A 208-nucleotide genomic window follows, 5' to 3' on the forward strand; every position below is an offset into this window, starting at 1 on the left:
TTCACGCATGGCCAGGCGGCGAAGCACCTCCAGCAGGACCACTGACTGGGACTCGTCGTGCACGCGGATCAGCGACGCGATCACCTGCGCCTGGAGGGCACTCAGCGCATTGTCGATCTCGGCGTTCGCAGCGGGCGACCGCGGCGTCTGCGGGACGGGCACCGGTGGGCGCTCCCCGCGGCACAGCTCGTCCGCCGACCACTGCACC

At 71.2% G+C, this 208-nt stretch carries 1 pseudogene; it reads right to left on the bottom strand.

Annotated features, from left to right (window positions below):
* Positions 1 to 208 (bottom strand): annotated as a pseudogene (locus IF99_RS31525) (ATP-binding protein); the annotation flags it as partial.

It is taken from the genome of Streptomyces sp. NRRL F-5630 (genome assembly GCF_000719475.1).
In the GTDB taxonomy this organism is placed as follows: Bacteria; Actinomycetota; Actinomycetes; order Streptomycetales; family Streptomycetaceae; genus Streptomyces.